This window comes from Curvibacter soli (genome assembly GCF_029211125.1).
GTDB classification, from domain to species: domain Bacteria; phylum Pseudomonadota; class Gammaproteobacteria; order Burkholderiales; family Burkholderiaceae_C; genus Curvibacter_A; species Curvibacter_A soli.
Genome location: NZ_JARGEN010000038.1, coordinates 1 through 16,617, shown reverse-complemented (window position 1 = coordinate 16,617; position 16,617 = coordinate 1). Strand labels below are relative to the sequence as shown.

16 protein-coding genes are annotated in these 16,617 nt (G+C 64.7%); all 16 read left to right on the top strand.

Features of this window, described 5'->3' with window-relative positions; genetic code table 11:
* Positions 1-13: 13 nt before the first annotated feature.
* The 16 genes from rlmN (at position 14) to PY257_RS09575 (ending at position 16,359) form a co-directional block, all read left to right on the top strand.
* Positions 14-1,165 (top strand): dual-specificity RNA methyltransferase RlmN, encoded by a 1,152-nt coding sequence (gene rlmN / locus PY257_RS09650; protein WP_275741159.1) that lies wholly within the window; start codon positions 14-16, stop codon positions 1,163-1,165.
* 2 nt (positions 1,166-1,167) lie between these two features.
* Positions 1,168-1,998, top strand: a complete 831-nt coding sequence (gene pilW / locus PY257_RS09645) for a type IV pilus biogenesis/stability protein PilW (RefSeq protein ID WP_275741197.1) — start codon at positions 1,168-1,170, stop codon at positions 1,996-1,998.
* 4 nt (positions 1,999-2,002) lie between these two features.
* A complete protein-coding gene (locus tag PY257_RS09640) occupies positions 2,003-2,971 on the top strand; it encodes a helix-turn-helix domain-containing protein (protein ID WP_275741158.1) in 969 nt (322 codons plus the stop codon).
* A gap of 17 nt (positions 2,972-2,988) precedes the next feature.
* The gene (gene ispG, locus PY257_RS09635) at positions 2,989-4,251 is read left to right on the top strand and encodes a flavodoxin-dependent (E)-4-hydroxy-3-methylbut-2-enyl-diphosphate synthase (RefSeq protein WP_275741195.1); all 1,263 of its coding nucleotides are present in this window, start codon (positions 2,989-2,991) and stop codon (positions 4,249-4,251) included.
* Between the two features lie 52 nt (positions 4,252-4,303).
* The gene (gene hisS / locus PY257_RS09630) at positions 4,304-5,623 is read left to right on the top strand and encodes a histidine--tRNA ligase (RefSeq protein WP_275741157.1); all 1,320 of its coding nucleotides are present in this window, start codon (positions 4,304-4,306) and stop codon (positions 5,621-5,623) included.
* Between the two features lie 7 nt (positions 5,624-5,630).
* Positions 5,631-6,299: a YfgM family protein gene (locus PY257_RS09625; RefSeq protein ID WP_275741156.1), complete on the top strand. Its 669-nt coding sequence runs from the start codon at positions 5,631-5,633 to the stop codon at positions 6,297-6,299.
* Positions 6,300-6,319: 20 nt separating this feature from the next.
* Positions 6,320-7,459, top strand: a complete 1,140-nt coding sequence (gene bamB / locus PY257_RS09620) for an outer membrane protein assembly factor BamB (protein ID WP_275741193.1) — start codon at positions 6,320-6,322, stop codon at positions 7,457-7,459.
* Between the two features lie 37 nt (positions 7,460-7,496).
* Positions 7,497-8,846: a ribosome biogenesis GTPase Der gene (gene der, locus PY257_RS09615; protein ID WP_275741155.1), complete on the top strand. Its 1,350-nt coding sequence runs from the start codon at positions 7,497-7,499 to the stop codon at positions 8,844-8,846.
* Between the two features lie 124 nt (positions 8,847-8,970).
* Positions 8,971-9,222, top strand: a complete 252-nt coding sequence (hfq, locus tag PY257_RS09610) for an RNA chaperone Hfq (RefSeq protein ID WP_275741154.1) — start codon at positions 8,971-8,973, stop codon at positions 9,220-9,222.
* A 70-nt stretch (positions 9,223-9,292) separates the two neighbouring features.
* Positions 9,293-10,477 carry a GTPase HflX gene (hflX, locus tag PY257_RS09605; protein WP_472924721.1) on the top strand — a complete coding sequence of 395 codons (1,185 nt, stop codon included), beginning with the start codon at positions 9,293-9,295 and terminating at the stop codon, positions 10,475-10,477.
* Between the two features lie 44 nt (positions 10,478-10,521).
* The gene (hflK, locus tag PY257_RS09600) at positions 10,522-11,910 is read left to right on the top strand and encodes an FtsH protease activity modulator HflK (RefSeq protein ID WP_275741153.1); all 1,389 of its coding nucleotides are present in this window, start codon (positions 10,522-10,524) and stop codon (positions 11,908-11,910) included.
* Positions 11,911-11,919: 9 nt separating this feature from the next.
* Positions 11,920-12,822 carry a protease modulator HflC gene (gene hflC, locus PY257_RS09595; protein WP_275741152.1) on the top strand — a complete coding sequence of 301 codons (903 nt, stop codon included), beginning with the start codon at positions 11,920-11,922 and terminating at the stop codon, positions 12,820-12,822.
* 2 nt (positions 12,823-12,824) lie between these two features.
* Positions 12,825-13,016 carry a DUF2065 domain-containing protein gene (locus PY257_RS09590; RefSeq protein WP_275741189.1) on the top strand — a complete coding sequence of 64 codons (192 nt, stop codon included), beginning with the start codon at positions 12,825-12,827 and terminating at the stop codon, positions 13,014-13,016.
* Between the two features lie 66 nt (positions 13,017-13,082).
* Positions 13,083-14,231: an ATP phosphoribosyltransferase regulatory subunit gene (locus PY257_RS09585; protein WP_275741151.1), complete on the top strand. Its 1,149-nt coding sequence runs from the start codon at positions 13,083-13,085 to the stop codon at positions 14,229-14,231.
* 17 nt (positions 14,232-14,248) lie between these two features.
* Positions 14,249-15,592, top strand: a complete 1,344-nt coding sequence (locus tag PY257_RS09580) for an adenylosuccinate synthase (RefSeq protein WP_275741150.1) — start codon at positions 14,249-14,251, stop codon at positions 15,590-15,592.
* A gap of 242 nt (positions 15,593-15,834) precedes the next feature.
* Positions 15,835-16,359 (top strand): phosphoribosyltransferase, encoded by a 525-nt coding sequence (locus PY257_RS09575; protein WP_275741149.1) that lies wholly within the window; start codon positions 15,835-15,837, stop codon positions 16,357-16,359.
* Positions 16,360-16,617 lie beyond the last annotated feature (258 nt).

The window sequence follows — 16,617 nt, the reverse complement described above, 5'->3', positions numbered from 1 at the left end:
GCACGGAGGCGGCATGTCCCAGCTCGTCAATTTGCTTGACTTCGATCTTGAGCGGCTCGCAGCCTTCTGCGAGCAGTTGGGCGAGAAGCGCTTCCGTGCGACGCAGCTTTTCCGATGGATTCATCAGCGCGGCGCCAGTGAATTCGACGCGATGAGCGATCTTGCCAAATCGTTGCGCAAGAAGCTGAAAACAACGGCCTTCATACGCGGGCTGCCTGTCATCTCGCAGCACGCCTCGGGTGACGGCACGATGAAGTGGCTGTTCGACGTGGGTGATGGCAATGCCGTCGAAACGGTGTTCATCCCTGAAGACGACCGGGGCACCTTGTGCGTGTCCTCGCAGGCGGGCTGCGCGGTGGGGTGCCGGTTCTGTTCGACGGGCCACCAGGGTTTCAGCCGCAATTTGTCCACCGGTGAAATCATCGCGCAACTCTGGTTCGCGGAGCATTTCCTGCGCCAGCATCTGGGACGAGACGAACGCGTCATCTCCAACGTGGTGATGATGGGCATGGGCGAGCCGCTGCAGAACTACGGCGCGCTCGTGCCGGCCTTGCGCAGCATGCTCGACGACCATGGCTACGGCCTGTCGCGGCGAAGGGTGACGGTCTCCACATCAGGGGTGGTGCCCATGATGGACCGGCTGGCGCAGGATTGCCCCGTAGCCCTTGCGGTGTCGCTGCATGCACCCAATGATGTGTTGCGCGACCAACTCGTGCCGCTGAACCGCAAGTACCCGCTGGCGGAACTGCTCGACGCCTGCAACCGCTACCTCGTTCATGCGCCGCGCGACTTCGTCACTTTGGAGTACTGCATGCTCGATGGCGTCAACGACTCCATCGAGCACGCGCAGCAGCTCATCGCGCTGGTTCGCGCCCATGCGGGCCAGGGTGTCTGGTGCAAGTTCAACCTGATCCCTTTCAATCCATTTCCCGCTTCGGGCCTGAGCCGTTCACCCCTTGATCGCGTTGCGGCTTTCGCAAGAATCCTCGGCGATGCTGGTATCGTGACGACGATTCGCAAGACGCGCGGCGACGATATCGATGCGGCGTGCGGGCAATTGGCCGGCGACGTCAAAGACCGCACGCGGGTTGTCGAGCGCATGGCGCAGCAGCGGAGCGTGAGGCTCCGGCCTGTGGCAGTCACAACCGAAATCAAAGGGGCGTGAATATGGTGTGGTTCCCCAGGTGTTGGGAATGCTCGGGCAAGTGGGCATTGCTCTTCCTGAGCGCATTGCCATGTGGAGTGTTTCTGGCGGGATGCGCCGTGACGACGCAGCAAGGCCCGGCGCCGCAGTCGCAGATCGTGACACCTTCGGACGAGCCCGATGTGCGCAGGCGCGCCCGCATCCGTCTGGAGCTGGCATCGAGCTATTTCGACCATGGCCAGACTTCAGTGGCATTGGACGAGGTGAAGCAGTCGCTGGCCATCGACCCGAGCTATGGCGAGGCCTACAACCTCCGTGGCCTAGTCTATATGCGATTGGGCGACTTTCCTTCTGCAGAGGAGGGGTTCAAGCGCGCCATCGCGTTGAACGCATCCGATGCGGACGCGGAGCACAACTACGGCTGGCTGCTGTGCGAGCAGAAACGCTACAGCGAGGCAGACCAGTTCTTCCAGCGTGCGTTGTCCAATCCGACATACGGGTCGCGGCCCAAGACCCTCATGACGCAGGGTCTGTGCCAGATGCGCGCCGGTTTGCGGGCCGAAGCCGAGCGCACGTTGTCCAAAGCCTATGAGCTTGATGCCGGCAATCCCATTACGGGCTACAATCTGGCGCTGCTGCTTTTCGAGCGCCAGGAGAACGCGCGGGCCCAGTTCTATATCCGGCGGATCAACAACAGCGAATATGCGAACGCGGAGACGCTTTGGCTGGGTGTCAAGGTGGAGCGCAGTGTGGGTGATCGCGTTGCCATGCAGCAATTAGTCGATCAATTGCGCAAGCGCTTTCCTGATTCCAAGGAATTGGCGTCTTTTGACCGTGGGGCCTTCGATGAATGATTCCGTGTCCGAGTCCTGGTCTTCCTCGGCGGCTGCCTTGGCTCCGGGTGCGGCGACGGCAGGGCAGTTGCTGAAACAGGCCCGGGAAGCTGCAGGAGTGCACATTGCCGCGCTTGCCGTTGCGCTCAAGGTGCCGGTTTCCAAACTGGAGGCTCTTGAGCATGATCGGCTTGCGCAATCGGCGGATGCCGTTTTCGTCCGCGCATTGGCCTCCAGCGTGGCCCGCACGCTGAAGATCGATGGGCGCCCCATACTGGAACTCTTGCCGCAGACGCCAGTGCCGCGCCTTTCCTCCGACTATGCAGGCCTCAACGCACCCTTCAAGTCCGACAAGATGCTTTCCAAAAGCGCCTTGGCTGAACCGTCGTCCAAACCTATGGTGTGGGCGGTGCTGTTTTTGCTCATAGGTGTGGCCGTTCTGGTTGTGTGGCCGTACGTCAAGCCTGAATTGACGGTTACCAGCGGCGCTGCGCAGACGCTGCTTGGCGGAACGACCGTGGAAAAGCCTGCTGCACCGGGCGCCAGTGCTTCAGAGGGCAGCGTGGCGGGCGAAGCGGCGCCAGTACCGCCTGCAGTTGTTGCAGCCTCTCCTGCAGACGTCTCGCCGCCGATGCCTGAAGCGCACCAGGTCGCCAGGGCTGCATCGCCTGCTGTTGCGGATGGGCGAGTTGAAACGACAGACAGTGCGACGCCGGCCAAGATCGATAGCGCCGCGAATGCCGGTGCCGCTGCCGCGGCGCCGACGCTTTCTTTCAAGGCGCGCGCGGATTCCTGGATCAAGGTCGTCGACGGTACGGGTGCGGTGGCCTTGCAACGTACCCTGGGTGCGGGAGAAAGCGCAGACGTGGCTGTTGCACCGCCATTGGCTGTGACTATCGGTCGCGCGGATGTAACCGATGTGCAGGTGCGCGGCAAGGCGTTCGATCTGGCGCCCGTGATGCGCGAGAACGTAGCCCGTTTCGAGGTGAAGTGAAAGTGGAGAATCAGTCCATGTTCCCGCAGCAGCCCGTCGAGGCTGCATCGCCCCGTCCGCGGCGCAGCCGGCAGGCATCGGTGGCATGGGGGGCGCGTACGGTGACGGTGGGGGGGGATGCGCCGATACGCTTGCAGTCCATGACGAACACCGATACCGTGGACGTGATCGGTACCGCCATCCAGGTCAAAGAACTGGCGCAGGCGGGCTCGGAACTGGTGCGTATCACCGTGAACACGCCAGAGGCCGCAGAAGCAGTGCCACATATCCGCGACCAGCTCGACCGCATGGGCATCGATGTGCCGTTGGTGGGCGACTTTCACTACAACGGCCACCGGCTGCTCAGCGAACACCCCGCGTGTGCCGAGGCGCTGTCCAAGTACCGCATCAATCCCGGCAACGTGGGCAAGGGCGACAAGCACGACCGGCAGTTCGGTCAGATGATCGAGGCGGCCATGCGCTGGCGCAAGCCGATCCGCATCGGCGTCAACTGGGGCAGCCTGGACCAGGAACTGCTCGCCGGGCTCATGGATGCCAACAGCCGCCGTGCTGCGCCATGGGATGCCAGGCAGGTCATGTACGAAGCACTGATCACCTCGGCCCTGTCATCGGCGCAGCGCGCGGAGGAGATGGGCATGGAAGAGCGGCAGATCATCCTGTCGTGCAAGATGAGCGGCGTGCAGGATCTGATCTCGGTCTACCGTGAACTGGCGCGCCGCGGTGATTATGCCCTGCACCTGGGACTGACCGAGGCGGGCATGGGCACCAAGGGTACGGTCGCATCTAGCGTGGCGCTGTCCATTCTCTTGCAGGAAGGCATAGGCGACACCATCCGCGTATCGCTTACCCCGCAGCCGGGCGAAGCCCGCACGCAGGAGGTGGTGATCGCCTCCGAAATCCTCCAGGCGCTGGGCCTGCGGATTTTCGTGCCCAGCGTCACGGCCTGCCCGGGGTGCGGGCGCACGACGAGCACCACGTTCCAGGAACTGGCCAAGCAGATCGACGATTACCTGCGCATGCAGATGCCCATATGGCGTGGCAAGTACCCTGGTGTGGAAAAAATCAAGGTCGCCGTGATGGGGTGCATCGTCAATGGGCCAGGGGAAAGCAAGCATGCCGACATTGGCATCAGCCTGCCCGGCACGGGCGAGGCGCCTGCAGCCCCGGTGTTCATCGACGGCGAAAAGGCCCTGACGCTGCGCGGCGACAATATCGCCGCCGAATTTCACCAGCTTGTCGAGCAATACATCCAGAAGCGTTTCGGCAGCGAGACGGCTTGAGCGGCGAGGGGCGTCCCGCGCGCCGCCGCTGCTTCCTCATCATGAGAACACTATGACGATAGAGAAAGACGCTGCCCGGCAGGAGAAGCTGGCTGCGGTCAAGGGGATGAACGACGTACTTCCCGCCGAGTCCTACCGCTGGGAGTGGCTGGAAGCGATCGTGCGGGAGTTGATGGCGGCCTATGCTTACCGCAACGTACGTACCCCCATCGTGGAACATACGCAGCTCTTCGTGCGTGGTATCGGCGAGGTGACCGACATCGTCGAGAAGGAGATGTATTCCTTCGAGGACAGGCTCAATGGCGAACACCTTACGCTTCGCCCCGAAAACACGGCCAGCGTGGTACGCGCGGTGACCGAGCACAATCTGCTCTACGACGGAGGCAAGCGCCTGTGGTACATGGGCCCCATGTTCCGTCACGAGAAGCCGCAGCGGGGCCGCTACCGCCAGTTTCACCAGATCGGTGCGGAAGCTCTCGGTTTCGCCGGGCCTGATGTCGATGCCGAACTTATCCTGCTCGCGGTGGCTCTATGGAAGCGGCTGGGCTTGGCCGACTGGCGGCTCGAAATCAACAGCCTCGGCCAGCCTGCCGAGCGTGCGCAGCACCGCGCCCGATTGATCGCGCACTTCGAGCAACATGCGGCGTTGCTCGACGAGGAGGCGCGCAGGCGCCTGCACAGCAATCCGCTGCGCATCCTGGATACCAAGAACCCCGCGATGAAGATGGTGGTGGAGAGCGCGCCGCGGCTCATCGACTTCCTGGGGCAGGAGTCCCTGGCGCACTTCGATGCGCTGAAAGCCATCCTTGATGCGAATGGCGTGCCGTGGACCGTCAACCCGCGGCTGGTCCGCGGCCTGGACTACTACAACCTCACGGTCTTCGAGTTCGTCACCGACCGGCTCGGCGCCCAGGGCACGATATGCGCTGGCGGGCGCTACGACTATCTCATCGAACAGATCGGCGGCAAGCCCGCGCCGGCAGTGGGCTGGGCCCTGGGCGTCGAGCGCGTGCTCGAACTGGTCAAGGAACTCGGTGCCCCCGTCCCCCTGCCGACGCCCGATGCGTATGCCATCGTGCCCGACGCGGTGGCCATGCCCGTGGTGCTCCAGGTACTGCAGCGCCTACGCGAGGCTGGTGTGCGCGTGCAGATGCACGCGGCGGGAGCGGAAGGCATGGGCAGCATGAAGTCGCAGTTCAAGAAGGCCGATGCCAGTGGCGCTGCCTTCGGCCTGATCTTCGGCCCCGACGAACTGCTGCGCAGCGAAGTGTCCGTCAAAGCGCTGCGCGACGGCAGCGGCGTGCAGACCACATACCCGCTGGCGGATGTCGGGTCTTGGGCCGCCACCCTACAATCGCCCGCTTCCAACTGATTACGCCATGGCACAACATCTAGACCTTGAAGAACAAGAGCAGATCGACCAGCTCAAGCATTTCTGGAATACCTATGGCACGCTGATCACCGCGCTGCTTGTGCTGGCTTTCGGCGCCCTTGCAGCATGGAACGGCTACCAGTTCTGGCAGAACCGGCAGGCCGTGCAGGCATCTGCCCTCTTCGACGCGATCGACACGGCGGCCAAGGCTGGCGACACTGCGCGCCTTGAACAGGCTTTCGGCGACATCAAGGACAAATACCCGAGCACTGCCTACGCATACCAAGCCGGCCTGCTGGCTGGCAAGGTTCTTTTCGAGAAGGGCCAACTCGACGCTGCCAAGGCTACGCTGGGCTGGGTGGCGGAGAAGTCGGGGGACGACGGGCTGGCGGCGCTGGCCCGGCTGCGTCTGGCTGGCGTGCTGATCCAACAGCAGGCTTACGACCAGGCCCTGGCCCAACTGGGCGGCAGCGTGCCCGCTTCGTTCGCGCCCCTGGTGGCCGACCGCAAGGGCGACATCTATCTGCTGCAAGGCAAGCAGGCCGAGGCCATCCAGTCATTCACGCAGGCCTACAAGGACCTGGATGACCGCCTCGAATACCGTCGCCTCGTCGAAGTCAAGCTCAACGCGCTGGGCGTCGATCCGCAGGCCGCAATTCCGGGAGCCCAATCGTGAGAAAGCCGTCCTTTTCGACTTTGAACGCCTGGGGAAATGCCACTGCACGCTTCGCGGTGGCGATGCTGGTACTGTCGCTTGCCGGGTGCTCATTGTTCGGTGGCGCGTCCAAGCCCAAGCCGGCCGAACTGGGTGCCAACGTTCCCATCTTTGGCATTCGCCAGGCATGGTCGTCCCGTATCGGCGGCGAAGTCCAATTCCCCTTGGAAGTGCATGTCAACGGCCCGGTGGTGTTCCTGGCATCCAGCGATGGCACCATGGCCGCGGTCGATGCCCGCACTGGGCGCGATCTCTGGCGCCTGAACGTAGGCGCACCGATCGCAGCGGGTGTGGGCAGCGATGGGAAGATCGGGGCGGTCGTCACGCGTGGCAATGATGTCGTCGCCGTCGAGGCTGGACGCGAGCTGTGGCGCGCAAAACTGCCGGCGCAGGCGTATGCGGCGCCGCTGGTCGCAGGCAACCGCGTCTTCGTGCTGACGGCGGACCGTTCTGTCAGCGCCTTCGACGGGCAGACCGGGCGGCGTTTGTGGAGCCAGCAACGACCGGGCGAGCCCTTGGTGCTGCGTCAGGCTGGTGTGCTGATGGCCGTGCGCGATACGCTGGTGACGGGGCTTTCGGGCCGCTTGGCGGGTTTGAACCCCGGCAATGGAACCGTGCGCTGGGAAGTGCCGATTGCCAGTCCGCGCGGAACCAACGATGTCGAGCGCCTGGTCGATTTGGTCGCCCCAGTCAGTCGTGTCGGCTCGAGTGTCTGCGCCCGGGCGTTCCAGGCGGCGATCGGCTGTGTCGACACGTCGCGCGGGATGATGCTCTGGACCAAGCCGGCCAATGGCTTCAGCGGCATCGACGGCGATGCCGCCATGGTTTTCGGCACGGAGAACAATGGCACCGTGGTGGCATGGCGGCGCACCGATGGCGAGCGTGCGTGGTCCTCCGAGCGTCTGCAGTACCGCCAGTTGACCGCGCCGCTGCTGCTGGGGCGCTCGGTCGTGATCGGTGACAACGCCGGCCTGGTTCATCTGCTGTCGCGCGAGGATGGCGCGCCGCTCAATCGCTTGACCACGGATGGCTCGCCTATTGCCTCTGCGCCCGTGACAGCCGACGATACGCTGGTGGTGGTAACGCGCAACGGCAATGTCTACGGGTTCCGCCCGGGATGAAGCCCGAGCCGTCGCTGGAAATGCGCCGCCCATCGCCATGAAACCCGTCATCGCCCTCGTGGGTCGTCCCAATGTCGGGAAGTCGACATTGTTCAATCGCCTGACCAAGTCGCGCGATGCCATCGTGGCCGATTTCGCAGGGCTCACGCGTGACCGCCACTATGGCAATGGTCGCCAGGGCAAGCACGAATACATCGTCATCGATACCGGCGGTTTCGAACCCGATGCCGACGCCGGCATCTACCGCGAAATGGCCAGGCAGACCCAGCAGGCCGTGGCGGAGTCGGACGTGGTGCTTTTCATCGTCGACGTGCGCGGCGGACTTTCCGCGCAGGACCATGACATCGCGAACTACTTGCGGCGCCTTGGCAAGCCCTGCCTGATCGTGGCCAACAAGGCGGAGGGCATGCGCGACGCAGCCCAGTTGGGCGAGTTCTACGAACTGGGGCTCGGCGATGTCCATCCCATTTCGGCAGCCCACGGCCAGGGCATCCGCAGCCTGGTGGAACTGGCCCTGCAGGCACTGAACCTGCCCGAGCCCGAGGATGACGTTGAAATCGACGGCGCGGAGCGCGGCGCCATCAAGCTTGCCGTCGCGGGCCGCCCCAATGTGGGCAAGTCCACGCTCATCAATACCTGGCTGGGCGAGGAACGGCTCGTGGCCTTCGACATGCCGGGCACTACGCGCGACGCCATCAGTGTGCCTTTTGAGCGCAACGGCCAGCGCTTCGAACTGATCGACACGGCGGGGTTGCGCCGCAAGGGCCGCGTGTTCGAGGCGATCGAGAAGTTCTCCGTTGTCAAGACCCTGCAGGCCATCGAATCGGCCCATGTCGTGCTGCTCCTGCTTGATGCGACCCAGGGCGTGACGGACCAGGACGCCCACATCGCCGGGTACATCCTGGAAAGCGGACGCGCGGTCGTCATCGGCATCAACAAGTGGGATGCCGTCGACGCATACCAGCGCCAGTTGGTCGAGCGGGCGATTGAAACCCGCCTGGCTTTCCTGAAGTTCGCGCCGCTGCATTTCATCTCGGCGCGCAAGCGGCTGGGGCTGGGGCCGCTGTGGCTCTCGATCGTGCAGGCCTACAAGTCCGCCATGTGCAAGATGTCCACGCCGGTGCTCACACGCCTGCTGCTGGAGTCGGTGCAGTTCCAGGCACCCCAGCGCGGGGGCATGTTCCGGCCGAAGATGCGGTATGCACATCAGGGCGGCATGAATCCTCCGGTCATTGTCATCCATGGCAATTCGCTCGAGCATGTCACTGACGCCTACAAGCGCTTCCTGGAGGCGCGTTTCCGCAAGGAATTCAACCTGGTCGGCACACCCCTGCGCATCGAAATGAAGACATCCCACAACCCTTATGCCGACAAGGGCGGACAGTAGCCACTGTTGGGGGTGTTTCGCCCCGCCGTTCTTTAAGGACTTTGCCCGCCAGTTCGATTGCGCCGCCGGCGGCCTGTGGTAAGGTGACGCTTTACAACAACATTTCTTGAACACGGAGAATATCGTGAGCAATAAAGGCCAGCTTCTTCAAGACCCCTTCCTCAACGCCCTGCGCCGCGAGCATGTCCCGGTCTCCATCTACCTCGTCAATGGCATCAAGCTGCAAGGGCAGATCGAATCCTTCGACCAGTATGTCGTCCTGCTGCGCAACACCGTCACGCAGATGGTTTACAAGCACGCCATTTCCACAATTGTGCCTGGCCGCGCGGTGAGTTTCTCCACCGCCGACGCGACCGACGCAGAGGGCGGCGCCTGATTACATCCGCGCAGCCCGTCGGCATGCTGACGAGGTATTCGGGCGTAGCGCCTCACCTGGTTTCCCCGATTTGAGTTCGTCCGATATTTCCCTTCCTGCACCCGTGGTGCTTGTCGGGGTCGACTTCGGTCTGCCCCATTTCGATGCCGATCTGGAAGAGCTGGGCCTTCTGGCCCAGACTGCAGGCCTGCAGCCGGTGGCACGCCTGACCTGCAAGCGTCGCGCCCCGGATGCCGCCCTGTTCGTGGGCAGCGGCAAGGCCGACGAGATCCGCACGCTGGCGCAGATGCACGGCGCCGTCGAGGTCTTGTTCGACCAGTCGCTGAGCCCCGCGCAGCAGCGCAACCTGGAACGCCACCTGGAGTTGCCGGTGAACGACCGCACGCTGCTGATTCTCGAAATCTTCGCGCAGCGCGCGCGCAGCCACGATGGCAAACTGCAGGTGGAGCTGGCGCGGCTGCAGTACCTGAGCACGCGGCTGGTCCGCCGCTGGTCCCACCTGGAGCGCCAGCGTGGCGGCATCGGCACGCGCGGCGGTCCTGGCGAAACGCAGATCGAACTGGACCGCCGCATGATCGGCGATGCCATTCGGCGCACCAAGGAGCGGCTAGGGAAGGTTCGGCGGCAGCGCGGCACCCAGCGCCGCCAGCGCGAGCGCCGGGAAACCTTCAACATCTCGCTGGTGGGCTACACCAACGCCGGCAAGTCGACCTTGTTCAATGCGCTGGTGAAGGCGCGGGCCTACGCGGCGGACCAGTTGTTCGCCACGCTCGATACCACCACGCGGCAACTCTACCTGGGCGATGCTGCGGGATACGGGCGCAAGGTGTCACTGTCGGACACCGTGGGCTTTATTCGCGACCTGCCGCACATGCTGGTGGATGCCTTCCAGGCTACGCTGCAGGAGGCGGTGGATGCCGACCTGCTGCTGCATGTGGTGGATGCCTCCAATCCCTCGTTTCCCGAGCAGATCGCTGAAGTCCAGCGCGTGCTGTCGGAGATCGGGGCCGCACGCGTGCCGCAAATGCTGGTGTTCAACAAGCTCGACGCAATGCCCGAGGCACAGCGCCCGCTCGTGCTGCGGGACGCGTATGACCTCGATGGCCAGCCCGTGTCGCGGGTTTTCGTGAGCGCGCGCACGGGCGACGGCCTGGGTGCGCTGCGGGAAGCCCTGGCTGCGCAGGCCATGCATATTGCGCCGCAGGCGGATATGCCCCTTGGGCATACTGCTGAATTGGGCGAGGTGCTGTCCTGATTGGGCACAATCCCCGGCAACCAATCCAAAGAGACCAAAAGCGCATGAACCTGCATTTACCGGCCCATCGGTGGGCTGTGCTCCCACGGCGGCTTCGGGGCATGTTCAATCTGAACGATCCGCGCTGGGGGCGCAGTGATGACAACACCCCTACCCCTGGTAGCGGCCAGCGCTCCGAAGGGGAGCCGCCCCAGCAGCCCGACCCGCGTGGCCGCAATAGCGGTCCGGGCGGGCAGCCGCCCGATCTGGACGAATTGTGGCGCGACCTCAACCGCAAGCTCGGCGGGCTTTTCGGCAAGCGGCCCGGCGGGCGCGGTGGTCCGGCGGGTGGGGCACCCGGCGGTGGCTTCCCGCCCGGCGGCATGAAAAGCGCGGGCTACGGCATCGGCCTGATCGCCGCCATTGCGGTGTTGATCTGGCTCGGCACGGGTTTCTTCATCGTGCAGGAAGGCCAGCAGGCGGTCATCACCGAGTTCGGCAAGTACAAGTCGACCGTGGGCGCGGGCTTCAACTGGCGCTTGCCTTACCCCATCCAGCGCCACGAACTGGTCTATGTCACGCAACTGCGTTCGGTGGACATCGGCCGCGACTCGGTCGTCAAGTCCACGGGGCTGCGCGAGTCGGCCATGCTGACCGAGGACGAAAACATCGTCGAGATCAAGTTTGCCGTGCAGTACCGCCTGAACGACGCGCGCGCCTACCTGTTCGAAAGCAAGAGCCCGTCGGATGCCGTGGTGCAGGCCGCCGAAACCGCCGTGCGCGAGGTCGTGGGCAAGATGAAGATGGACTCGGTGCTGGCCGAGGAGCGCGACCAGATCGCGCCGCGTGTGCGAGCCCTGATGCAGACCATCCTCGATCGCTACAAGGTCGGCATCGAAGTCGTGGGCATCAATCTGCAGCAGGGCGGCGTGAATCCGCCCGAGCAGGTGAAGGCGGCATTCGACGACGTTCTTAAGGCAGTCCAGGAGCGCGAGCGCTCCAAGAACGAGGCGCAAGCCTATGCCAACGACGTCGTGCCCCGAGCCGCCGGTACGGCATCGCGGCTCACGGAAGAGGCCAACGCCTACAAGGCGCGCATCGTGGCCCAGGCCGACGGCGACGCGCAACGCTTCAGCTCCGTGCTGGCGGAATACCAGAAGGCGCCGCAGGTCACGCGCGACCGCATGTACACCGACGCGATGCAGCAGATCTACAGCAGCGTGACCAAGGTGCTGGTCGACGTGCGGCAAGGCTCCAACCTGCTGTACCTGCCGCTCGACAAGATCATGCAGCAACAGGCGCAAACGCTTCCTGCGTCGTCCACCGATGCCGGCAACGTGCAGCCTGGCGCGGCTTCGTCATCGATCATCCCGCCCCTGCCATCCTCCGCCTACCCTTCGGGGGACGCGCGTACGCGCGATACCGGACGCACCCGCGACCGTGAATCGCGCTAGGAGCTTCGTGTGAACAGAATAGGCTTCATCCTCTCTTCGCTGCTGGTACTGCTGGCGCTCCTGAGCTCCACGCTGTTCGTCGTGGACCAACGCCAGTTCGGCGTCGTGTATGCGCTCGGCCAGATCAAGGAGGTCGTGACCGAGCCCGGCCTCAACTTCAAGCTGCCGCCGCCGTTCCAGACCGTGTCGTACATCGACAAGCGCCTGCTCACGCTCGACAGCACCGACACGGAGTCGATGCTGACGGCGGAAAAGCAGCGCGTCGTCATCGACTGGTTCGTGCGCTGGCGCATCACCGATCCGTCCCAGTACATCCGCAACGTGGGCCTTGACGAAGGCGCTGGCGCCCTGCAGCTCAACCGCGTGGTGCGCAACGCCTTCCAGGAAGAAATCAACCGCCGCACGGTCAAGGAACTGATCTCCACCAAGCGCGAGGCGTTGATGGCCGACGTGAAGCGCGAGGTGCAGGAGGCCGTCCAGGGCGGCAAGCCCTGGGGCGTGGATGTGGTGGACGTGCGCATCACGCGCGTCGATTACGTCGAGGCGATCACCGAGGCGGTCTACCGCCGCATGGAGGCCGAGCGCAAGCGCGTGGCCAACGAACTGCGCTCCACTGGCGCGGCAGAAGGCGAAAAGATTCGTGCCGACGCCGACCGCCAGCGCGAGGTGATCATCGCCAACGCCTACCGCGACGCGCAGAAGATCAAGGGCGACGGTGATGCCGAGGCAGCGCGCGAATACGCCAATGCCTTCGGCCGCGACCCGCAGTTCGCCCAGTTCTACCGCAGCCTCGAAGCCTACAAGTCCAGCTTCAACAAGAAGAGCGACGTGATGGTGGTGGACCCGGGCTCGTCCGATTTCTTCAAGAGCCTGCGCGGCGCTGCCGTGCCCGCTGCGCCTGCCCGCAAGTGAACCTGGACAGCAGCGACGTCTTCTGGACGGCGCTGGCCCTGGTCCTCGTGATCGAGGGGTCGCTGCCGTTCTTGTCGCCCGCGGCATGGCGCCGCGTCTTCCTGCAGATCCTGCAGTTGCGTGACGGCCAGATCCGCTTCGTCGGGTTGCTGTCCATTGTGTTCGGGCTGCTGCTTCTGGCCCTGCTGGCCTGAGCCGCGGCGCCTGGCCGCGGTTTTGCAAGCCGGTAGAATCGCTTTTTTAACAGCACGCCCTTTTCCATGTCTGCCTGGGTACTGCCGGATCACATTGCCGATGTGCTGCCCTCCGAGGCCCGGCATATCGAAGAACTGCGCCGCGACCTGCTCGACACGGCGCGCGGCTACGGCTACGAGCTGGTCATGCCGCCGCTGCTCGAACATCTCGAATCCCTGCTCACCGGCACCGGCGAAGCGCTCGACCTGCAAACCTTCAAACTCGTGGACCGGCTCTCGGGCCGCATGATGGGCCTGCGTGCCGACACCACGCCGCAGGTTGCCCGCATCGATGCCCACCTGCTCAACCGCCAGGGCGTGGCGCGCCTGTGCTACTGCGGCCCGGTACTGCATGCGCTGCCCGACCGCCCGCACGCCACGCGCGAGCCACTGCAGTTCGGCGCCGAAATCTATGGCCATGCCGGCCTCGAAGCCGACCTCGAGGCGTTGGCCCTGGCGCGCGACTGCCTGGCCGCCGCGCAGGTCGAGGGCATCATCATCGACCTGGGCCATGCACGCATCGTGCGCTCGCTGCTCGCGGGGGTGCTGGCGGATGCCGATCAACTGGGCCGCGTGCATGCTGCGCTGGCGGCCAAGGACGCGAGCGAGCTGGCAGCGCTCACGCGCAGCTTCCCCTCCACCTCGCGTGAGGGCCTGCAGACCCTGCTGCGGCTCTACGGCGATGCGCAGGTGCTGGCCGAGGCGCGCCGCAGCCTGCCGCCCTCGCACGAGTTGCACGGCGCGCTCGACCAGCTCGAATGGCTCGCGCGCCACCTGCAGGACGTCAAGGTGTCGTTCGACCTGGCCGACCTGCGCGGCTATGCCTACTACAGCGGTGCGCGCTTCGCAGTCTATGCCCCGCACGCCAACGACGCACTGGTGCGCGGGGGCCGCTACGACGAGGTAGGTGCGGTGTTCGGGCGCAACCGCCCGGCCGTGGGCTTCAGCCTGGACCTGCGCCAGATCGTCGGCGTGGTGCCGCCGCGCCCACTGCGTGCGGCCATCCGCGCGCCCTGGAACGATGCGGCGGACCTGCGCGCGGCCATCGTCGCGCTGCGCCGCGCGGGCGAAACCGTGGTCCGCATGCTGCCGGGCCACGACAGCGAAATCGATGAATTCCACTGCGACCGCGAGCTCGTCAGCCGCGACGGGCAGTGGCTCGTACAACCCATTTGAACTTCTCCGATACCCAGATGAAAAAGACTAGCTCGCAGGTAGCAGGCCGCAACGTGGTCGTCGTTGGCACCCAGTGGGGCGACGAAGGCAAGGGCAAGCTCGTGGATTGGCTCACCGAAAGCGCGCAGGGCGTGGTGCGCTTCCAGGGCGGCCACAACGCGGGGCACACGCTGGTCATCAATGGCGTGCGCACGGCGCTGCACCTGATCCCCAGCGGTATCATGCGCCCCGGCGTCAAGTGCTACATCGGCAACGGCGTGGTGCTGTCGGTGCCCAAGCTGTTCGAGGAGATCGCCGGGCTGGAAGCGGCCGGCATCGAAGTGCGTTCGCGCCTGCGCATCAGCGAGGCCTGCCCGCTGATCCTGCCGTTCCACGCCGCGCTGGACATCGCACGCGAGGCCGCGCGCGAAAAGGGCGGCATCGAGAAGATCGGCACCACGGGCCGCGGCATCGGCCCGGCCTATGAAGACAAGATCGCCCGCCGCGCCCTGCGCGTGCAGGATCTGAAGCACCCTGAGAGCTTCGCCGCCAAGCTGCGCGAACTGCTGGAACTGCACAACTTCATCCTCACCGGCTATCTGCACGCGCCCGCCATCGAATTCCAGCCCGTCTACGACGAGGCCATGCACCAGGCCGCGCTGCTCAAGCCCATGATGGCCGACGTCTCGCGCGAGCTCAACGACGCGCACCGCAACGGCGCCAACCTGCTGTTCGAAGGCGCCCAGGGCACGCTGCTGGACGTGGACCACGGCACCTACCCCTACGTCACCTCCAGCAACTGCGTGGCCGGCAACGCCGCTGCGGGTGCGGGCGTGGGCCCGGGCATGCTGCACTACATCCTGGGTATCACCAAGGCCTACTGCACGCGCGTGGGCGGCGGGCCGTTCCCCACCGAGCTGGACTGGCAGACGCCCGGCACCGTGGGCTACCACCTCTCCACCGTGGGCGCAGAGAAGGGCGTGACCACGGGCCGCAGCCGCCGCTGCGGCTGGTTCGACGCCGCGCTGCTCAAGCGCAGCGCGCAGGTCAACGGCCTGTCGGGCTTGTGCATCACCAAGCTCGACGTGCTCGATGGCCTGGCGGAACTGCAACTCTGCGTGGGCTACGAACTCGACGGCGAGCAGACCGACATCCTGCCCATGGGCGCCGACGAGATCGCGCGCTGCAAACCGGTCTATGAAACGCTGGAAGGATGGAGCGAGTCCACCGTGGGCGTCACGCACTACGATGAACTGCCCGTCAACGCGCGCCTCTACCTGCAGCGCATCGAGCAGGTCACGGGCGTGCCGATCGACCTCGTCTCCACCAGCCCGGACCGCGACCACACCATCATGACGCGCCATCCGTTCCTGGCCGGGTGAGCCCAGATTCTTACAAGCAAAATCGGCCTCTAGCGCAGTGTTCAACGCCAAGCAGCACATAAAACCGCGCCTTTTGACGCATGGCGGCGTTGCAAATCCTCGCGATAGCTACGGCTATCGCTGTGGTTTGCGCCTTGCCCTGCGCCAAAACGCATCGCTTTTATTGGTGCCGCCAAGCATCGAACACTGCACTAGCGCAGGTAGATAAAGCGCTGGCAGCTATTATTTCAGGAGCAGAACGCATGTTGACCGAAGACGGCAAGCACCTCTACGTGAGCTACGACGAGTACCACAACCTCATCGAGAAGCTGGCGCTCAAGGTGCACCAGTCGGGCTGGGAATTCGACACCATCCTGTGCCTGGCACGCGGCGGCATGCGGCCCGGCGACATTCTCTCGCGCATCTTCGACAAGCCGCTGGCCATCATGTCCACCAGCTCCTACCGTGCCGAGGCCGGCACGGTGCGCGGCCACCTAGACATCGCTCGCTTCATTACCACGCCGCAAGGCGAAATTGCGGGCCGCGTGCTGCTGGTGGACGACCTGGCCGACTCGGGCCATACGCTGCAGGCCGTGATCCACAACCTCAGGACCCAGTACAAACCCATCACCGAGCTGCGCAGCGCGGTGATCTGGACCAAGGGCGTCTCCGTCTTCACGCCCGAGTACTCGGTCGAGTTCCTGCCCACCAACCCCTGGATCCACCAGCCCTTCGAGGGCTACGACAGCCTGCGGCCTGAAAAACTGCTCGAAAAGTGGAAGATCTGAGAGGCTGAGGCTGTGCTGCCTGCCGGGCCCTTGCCTCAGCCCCTGGTGCCGCCGCTCCCCTGCGGCCATGCCCGCGGCGCCGCTCGATCACGGATTCGACGATCGGCTTCTAGTGCACTGTTCAACGCTAAGCAGCACATAAAACCGCGCCTTTTGACGCATGGCGGTGTTGCAAATCCTCGCGATAGCTACTAGTCAGTCACCATGAATCGATAGGATAATTGGCCCACAAGTTGCAGACAGAGTCGCATTGCCACC

What these genes read in the sequence shown, in the direction of transcription:
- rlmN (WP_275741159.1), top strand. Translation starts at nt 14, where the DNA reads ATGTCCCAGCTCGTCAATTTGCTTGACTTCGATCTTGAGCGGCTCGCA.
- pilW (WP_275741197.1), top strand. Translation starts at nt 1,168, where the DNA reads ATGGTGTGGTTCCCCAGGTGTTGGGAATGCTCGGGCAAGTGGGCATTG.
- ispG (WP_275741195.1), top strand. Translation starts at nt 2,989, where the DNA reads ATGTTCCCGCAGCAGCCCGTCGAGGCTGCATCGCCCCGTCCGCGGCGC.
- hisS (WP_275741157.1), top strand. Translation starts at nt 4,304, where the DNA reads ATGACGATAGAGAAAGACGCTGCCCGGCAGGAGAAGCTGGCTGCGGTC.
- PY257_RS09625 (WP_275741156.1), top strand. Translation starts at nt 5,631, where the DNA reads ATGGCACAACATCTAGACCTTGAAGAACAAGAGCAGATCGACCAGCTC.
- der (WP_275741155.1), top strand. Translation starts at nt 7,497, where the DNA reads ATGAAACCCGTCATCGCCCTCGTGGGTCGTCCCAATGTCGGGAAGTCG.
- hflK (WP_275741153.1), top strand. Translation starts at nt 10,522, where the DNA reads ATGAACCTGCATTTACCGGCCCATCGGTGGGCTGTGCTCCCACGGCGG.
- PY257_RS09585 (WP_275741151.1), top strand. Translation starts at nt 13,083, where the DNA reads ATGTCTGCCTGGGTACTGCCGGATCACATTGCCGATGTGCTGCCCTCC.
- PY257_RS09580 (WP_275741150.1), top strand. Translation starts at nt 14,249, where the DNA reads ATGAAAAAGACTAGCTCGCAGGTAGCAGGCCGCAACGTGGTCGTCGTT.
- PY257_RS09575 (WP_275741149.1), top strand. Translation starts at nt 15,835, where the DNA reads ATGTTGACCGAAGACGGCAAGCACCTCTACGTGAGCTACGACGAGTAC.